Source organism: Terrisporobacter sp. (genome assembly GCF_017888745.1).
Taxonomy (GTDB): Bacteria; Bacillota; Clostridia; order Peptostreptococcales; family Peptostreptococcaceae; genus Terrisporobacter.
Genome location: NZ_JAGHFM010000264.1, coordinates 1 through 6763 on the forward strand (window position 1 = coordinate 1; position 6763 = coordinate 6763).

Here is a 6763-nt window from a genome sequence, read left to right on the forward strand (position 1 = left end):
CTATATCTGGATTATTAGGTGGAAAAGTAGACGCAGTAATGATGAGAATAGTTGAGATAATTTATTCTTTACCAGATATGCTAATTATTATCTTATTAAGAATAGTTTTAAATGAACCACTAACTAAAGCTTTTGATTCAGGTCATGCTTTTGGGGCCCTTCAAACTTTGGGGCCAGGTATAATAGCCATGTTTATAGTTTATGGATTATTATACTGGGTAGGAATGGCGAGAATAGTTCGTGGTCAAGTATTACAATTAAAAGAAATGGAATATATTAGTGCAGCTCGCGCTTTGGGAGCAAATAATAAACGATTAATATTTAAGCACCTACTTCCAAACTGTATAGGTCAATTAGTAGTTACTACTATGTTACAAATACCATCAGCTATATTTACAGAAGCATTTTTAAGTTTCTTAGGTATTGGTGTAAGTAAACCACTTGCAAGTTTAGGATCTTTAGCATCAGATGCATTAGATGGTATTGCATCATATCCGTATAGATTGATATTCCCTGCTATGGCAATTAGTATTATTATACTTGCATTTAACTTATTTGGTGATGGTCTAAGAGATGCACTTGACCCAAGATTAAAGAAGTAGGGGGGAGAAAATTTTATGGAAAATACACTAAATAAAAATGATGTATTACTAAGTGTAGAAGATTTGGAAGTATCTTTTTTTACTCATTCTGGAGAAGTTAAAGCCGTACGAAAAATATCTTATGACTTAAAATATGGAGAAGTAATGGGTATAGTTGGGGAATCAGGAAGTGGTAAATCTGTTTCTTCTTATGCACTAATGGGAATTATTCCAGATCCAGGAAAAATAATAGGTGGAAATATTAATTTTGAAAATAGAGAAATAACAAAGATGTCTGAAGCAGAAATGCTTAAATTAAGAGGAAAAGAAGTAGGCATGATATTCCAAGACCCTATGACTTCTTTGAACCCTGTATTTACAGTAGGAAATCAGATTGATGAAAGTTTAAAAAACATACAGATTTAGATAAAGATCAAAGACAAAAAAGAATGATTGAATTATTTGAGTTGGTAGGAATAAATCAACCAGAAAAAAGATTGAAACAATATCCTCATGAATTTTCAGGAGGAATGAGACAACGTGTTATGATAGCAATGTCTCTTGCTTGTAATCCAAAGTTACTAATAGCAGATGAACCTACTACAGCTCTTGACGTTACTATACAAGCTCAAATAATAGGATTATTAAAAGAGTTAAAAGAAAAAATAAACATGTCTATTATATTTATAACACATGATTTGGGAGTTATATCAGAAATTTGTGATAAAGTTGCAGTAATGTATGCAGGTAACATTATAGAAAGGGGAACTATTGATGATATTTTTTACAATCCAAAACATCCATATACTTTAGGATTAATAAAATCTATTCCTAAAATAAATAATGATAGTCACGAAAGGTTAATACCTATAGAAGGTAATCCAGTAGATTTAATAAATCCTCCCAAAGGGTGTTCTTTTGCACCAAGATGTGAAAAGTGTATGAAAATTTGTATGGATAATGAGCCACCTGTTTACTCAATAGATGAAAATCATGAATCTAGTTGTTGGTTATTAGTAAAAGAAGAATTTGAAAAAGGGGGAGTAGAAGCATAATGGATACAAATAAAAATGATAATTTGATAGAAGTTATAGGCCTTAAAAAATACTTCCCAGTAAAAACAGGTTTCATGAAATCACAAAATGTTAAAGCTGTGGATGATGTAAATTTGTATATAAAAAAGGGAGAAACTTTAGGTCTTGTTGGTGAAAGTGGATGTGGTAAAACTACTTTAGGTAGAACTATACTTAGACTGCATGAGCCAACAGAGGGCAAAATTATTTATGATGGAAAAGATATCACAAAAGAAGATATGTATTCTTATAGAAGAAAGATGCAAATTATTTTTCAAGATCCATATGCATCTTTAGATCCTAGAATGACAGTAGGGGATATTATAGGTGAACCTCTTGATATACATAAACTATATAGCAATAAACAAGAAAGACAAGAAAAAATTTATAGTTTATTAGAAACTGTTGGTTTAAATAAGGAACATGCAAATAGATTTGCCCATGAGTTTTCAGGAGGGCAAAGACAAAGAATTGGTATAGCTAGAGCACTTGCTGTGGAGCCAGAATTTATAGTTTGTGATGAGCCAATATCAGCACTAGATGTTTCTATACAAGCACAAGTTGTAAATATGCTAGAAGACTTACAAGCAGAAAGAGGATTCACATATCTTTTTATAGCACATGACTTATCAGTAGTAAAACATATCAGTGATAGAATTGGAGTAATGTATCTAGGTCATTTAGTTGAATTAACTTCTAGTTCTGAACTATATAAAAATCCTATGCATCCATATACAAAAACATTATTGTCAGCAATACCTATTGCAGACCCAAAGTCTAGTCGATCTAAAAAACGTATAATACTGAAAGGGGATATACCTAGTCCACTTAATCCACCAAGTGGATGCACTTTTAGAACTAGATGTCCTTATGCAACAGATGAATGTAAGAACTCAGCTCCAACATTTAAAGAATATAATGAGGGTCATTTTGTTGCATGTCATAATGTGAAGAAAATAAATAGATGATATATATTACTAATTGTATTATATATAAATAAAAAGGGGAGGGAATAGTATGAAAATGCTAAAATTTAAGAAAAGAATATCACTTGTACTAGCTTCAGTACTAAGTCTATCGATGGCATTAGTTGGATGTAGTAGTACAGGTGGAGGAAGTGATTCAGGGGGACTTGAAATTAATGTAAATGTAGGTCCAGAGCCTGAATCAATTGACCCGGCTAAAAATACTGCAGTTGATGGAGCTACATTAATAAACCATGCTTTTGAAGGTTTAATGAAATTAGATAAAGATGGTAATGTAGTAGAGGGGCAAGCTGCAAAATATGAAGTAAATGAAGATGAAACTGTTTATACTTTTACAATTCGTGATGATGCAAAATGGTCAGATGGTGAACCTGTAAAAGCTGAAGATTTCGTATATTCATGGCAAAGATTAGTTAGTCCAGATACTGGAGCAGATTATAACTACATGATAGATATGGTATTAAATGCAGAAGATATAATGAATGGAAAAAAAGATCCTAAAGAATTAGGTGTAAAAGCTATAGATGAAAAAACTTTAGAAGTAACTTTAAAAACACCTACACCTTACTTCTTAGAAGTTTGTGCATTTCCAGCAACATTTCCTGTAAGACAGGATATAATAAAAGCTAATGCAGATTCTTGGTCTACAGATCCATCTACTTATATAGGAAATGGACCTTATGTTTTAAAATCTTGGGAACATCAATCTAAGATGGTATATGAAAAAAATGAAAACTACTATGATGTAGATAAATTAGGTCCAGATACAATAAACTTCGTACTTATGGAAGATAAAAATACAATATTATCAGCATTTAAAAATGAGGAAATATTATTTGGCGATGATTTACCAAGTGAAGAAATTAAGGCTATGAAAGATAATGGTCTTTATACTGAAAGCCAACTTGGAACATATTTCTTATGTATGAATGTTAAAGAAAAAGGCTTAGATGATGTAAGAGTAAGAAAAGCTCTTTCTCTTGCAATAGATAGAGATTATATAATTGATAAAGTAGCTCAAGGTAATCAAATACCAGCAGATACTTTTGTCCCTACAGGTTTAAGTGATATAGATAAAGATACTGAGTTCCATGAAAAAGCTGAAAAATGGTATGATGCAACAGATTATAAAGGAAATATAGAAAAAGCTAAAGAACTTCTTAAAGAAGCAGGATATGAAAATGGAAAAGGTCTACCAACTATAGAATTAATGTGCAACCAAGGTCATGAAAGTATAATGGAAGCAGTTCAAAACATGTGGAAAGAAAACCTAGGCGTAAATGCAACTATATCATCTCAAGACTGGAATGTATTTATAGATACAAGAAATAAAGGTGAGTATCAAGTGGCTCGTCATGGTTGGTTAGCTGACTATAATGATCCTATATCTTTCTTAGATATGTGGGTAACTGGTGGTGGAAATAATGACTCTCAATGGTCAAATGCAGAATATGATAAATTAATATCAGAAATAAAATCTTCAACTGATAGAGAAGAAAGATATACTAAAATGCATGAAGCTGAAAAAATATTAGGTGAAGAAATGCCTATAATACCACTTTATTACTACACTGACTTATACTTATTATCAGATAAACTAGAAGGAATGTATACTTCACCACTTGGATATAAGTACTTTATGTATTGCTCAGTAACTGAATAATAAAAAATATAATAAAAGTAAATTATAATAAAAAGATATTAGTGTATTAACATATGCTAATATCTTTGTTATTAAGAATTTTTATATGAAGTAGGTTAAGAGAATCAAATTTTTAATACATGTATATCAGATTATACAATTGAATAGAATATATATGATTACAAAGATGCAGCTAGGAGTGAGACAAATGAAGACTGTAACAATACAAGATATACAAAAAGCAAAAGATACCATAAAAGACATAGTGAAAAAAACTGATATACTAGAAAGTGTAAAACTAAGTACAATGACAGGTGCTAATATTTTTTATAAGTGCGAAAACCTCCAAAAAACAGGATCGTTCAAAGTAAGAGGTGCTTGTAATAAAATAGCCAACCTTACTGAAGAAGAAAAATCAAATGGTGTTATAGCATCTTCTGCTGGAAATCATGCTCAAGGTGTGGCTCTAGGAGCAAAAATGAATAATATAGATGCAACTATAGTAATGCCTGCAACAGCACCTTTAGCAAAAGTAACGGCTACAAAATCTTACGGAGCAAATGTAATACTAGAAGGTGTAGTATATGATGATGCCTATGCTAAAGCAGTAGAAATACAAAAAGAAACTGGAGCTACTTTTTTACATCCATTTAATGATAAATATGTTATAGCTGGTCAAGGGACAATAGGTCTTGAAATATTTGAACAAATGAATGATAAGGTAGATACTATATTATGTCCAATTGGTGGTGGAGGACTTATAGCAGGAGTTGCAGTAGCAGCAAAAGCTTTAAATCCAAATGTAAAAATCATAGGAGTTCAAACAGTAAATATTCCTTCCATGTATGAATCTATGAAATCTGGAAAAGTTACTACGGCCTTTAAAGATACTTCTGTAGCAGATGGTATTTCTGTCAAAACTGTAGGAGAGCTGACATTTAATATAGTAAAAGATTTAGTAGATGAAGTTGTATTAGTTGAAGAGGGAGAAATAGCAGAAGGTTTATTATTTTTAATGGAAAACCAAAAGGTAGTATCTGAAGGCTCTGGTGCAGTAACTACAGCAGCCATATTAAGTGGTAAATATAAGCCAAAAGCAAATGAAAATGTGGTATGTATAATATCTGGTGGAAATATAGATGTTAATACTCTTAGCAAAATAATAACTATAGGTTTAGTTAAAAGTGGTAGACGTTTTTCATTTGTTACTGACATACAAGACAAGCCAGGAGGTCTTGCAGAGTTAACTAGAATATTAAGTGGATTAGATGCAAATATTATTGCAGCGAATTTATCCTCATCAAATGAACTTGGTAGATTAAATGCCCATATGATTATGGAAACATTTGATCATGAACATATAGAAAAAATTAAAAAATCCATTGTAGATGGTGGGTTTGAAATTAAATAATTTATGCAAAAGAGAGCTGTTGCTCTCTTTTTTACAAAAGGGAAGATTTAATTATATTAGGGAGGAAAAATGACATCTAAAAAACAAATAATAAGAGAAGAACTTGAAAAAGTACTATTAAATGAAGAAAAGCCATCTATATATTTTGAAGAATTGAAAAATAAAAACTCACTAGATGAGTATTTCCCCGAAATAAAAGCTTTAATTGGAGTAGTTCAATCACCTATTCATCATCCAGAAGGAGATGTATTTGTTCATACAATGATGGTAGTTGATGAAGCATCAAAATTAAGAAATAAAGCTAAAAATCAATTTGGATTTATGCTTTCAGCCTTATGTCATGATTTTGGAAAAGTACTAACTACTCAAATAAAAGAAGATGGTAAAATAATTTCTTATAATCATGAAAGGGCAGGACTAAAATCTGTTAGAAATTTTTTAAATAGAATAACTGATAAAGATGAGGTTGATTTGAGGGATTATGTATTGAATATGACCCAATTTCATATGCAACCAAATCAGCTTGCCAATCAAAATAGTAAATTAAAAAGTACTCGTAAGTTATTTTTTCAAGTAATTTGTCCAGAGGACTTGATACTGTTAGCAAAAGCAGATGCATTAGGAAGAAGTGTTAATCAAGATTATAGTCCAAAAGAAAGTTATCTAAGAAGAGGATTGGAAGATTTCTATAATAAAACACTATCTGAATAATTATGTATTATATAATTTATGGATTATTAATAATTTGAATCAGTCAAAGTAATATAAAAGGGATATGTTTATATAAACATATCCCTTTTCTTAGTAATTTAATAACATAATATGTATCTTAAAATATCAAGTGTGACAAATTTCATAAAAAGGAATAAGTTCCTAGATTTATACCATATACCTAAATGCAGTTAAAACATTGTATATAAATTTATAAAAAGATAAAATAAACCCTGACAAAGAAATTATTAAATAAGATTATAAAAAGGTTAAAGGAGAAATAAACACCATGAAGCAAAAAATCCAAAGATTTGGTGGGGCAATGTTTACACCGGTATTACTATTTGCTTTTGCAGGTA

General features: G+C 30.5%; 5 protein-coding genes and 1 pseudogene. All 6 read left to right on the forward strand.

Features of this window, described 5'->3' with window-relative positions; translation table 11 throughout:
• Positions 1-602: ABC transporter permease (locus J7G74_RS12015; RefSeq protein WP_297135689.1), on the forward strand; the 602-nt coding region annotated here is incomplete at its 5' end.
• 15 nt (positions 603-617) lie between these two features.
• A pseudogene (locus J7G74_RS16950) lies at positions 618-1636 on the forward strand (ABC transporter ATP-binding protein).
• Positions 1636-2622: an ABC transporter ATP-binding protein gene (locus J7G74_RS12025; RefSeq protein WP_297135691.1), complete on the forward strand. Its 987-nt coding sequence runs from the start codon at positions 1636-1638 to the stop codon at positions 2620-2622. Before J7G74_RS16950 ends, J7G74_RS12025 begins: the two are co-directional and overlap by 1 nt.
• A 49-nt stretch (positions 2623-2671) precedes the next feature.
• Positions 2672-4303, forward strand: coding sequence for a peptide ABC transporter substrate-binding protein (locus J7G74_RS12030; RefSeq protein ID WP_297135694.1), 1632 nt, complete (start codon positions 2672-2674; stop codon positions 4301-4303).
• A gap of 187 nt (positions 4304-4490) precedes the next feature.
• Complete coding sequence (gene ilvA, locus J7G74_RS12035) at positions 4491-5693, forward strand: threonine ammonia-lyase (protein ID WP_297135697.1); 1203 nt, start codon at positions 4491-4493, stop codon at positions 5691-5693.
• A gap of 69 nt (positions 5694-5762) precedes the next feature.
• Entirely contained in the window at positions 5763-6404 is a 642-nt protein-coding gene (locus tag J7G74_RS12040) for a phosphohydrolase (protein ID WP_297135700.1), read from the forward strand.
• The last annotated feature ends 359 nt before the right edge of the window (positions 6405-6763 follow it).

What these genes read in the sequence shown, in the direction of transcription:
- J7G74_RS12025 (WP_297135691.1), top strand. Translation starts at nt 1,636, where the DNA reads ATGGATACAAATAAAAATGATAATTTGATAGAAGTTATAGGCCTTAAA.
- J7G74_RS12030 (WP_297135694.1), top strand. Translation starts at nt 2,672, where the DNA reads ATGAAAATGCTAAAATTTAAGAAAAGAATATCACTTGTACTAGCTTCA.
- ilvA (WP_297135697.1), top strand. Translation starts at nt 4,491, where the DNA reads ATGAAGACTGTAACAATACAAGATATACAAAAAGCAAAAGATACCATA.
- J7G74_RS12040 (WP_297135700.1), top strand. Translation starts at nt 5,763, where the DNA reads ATGACATCTAAAAAACAAATAATAAGAGAAGAACTTGAAAAAGTACTA.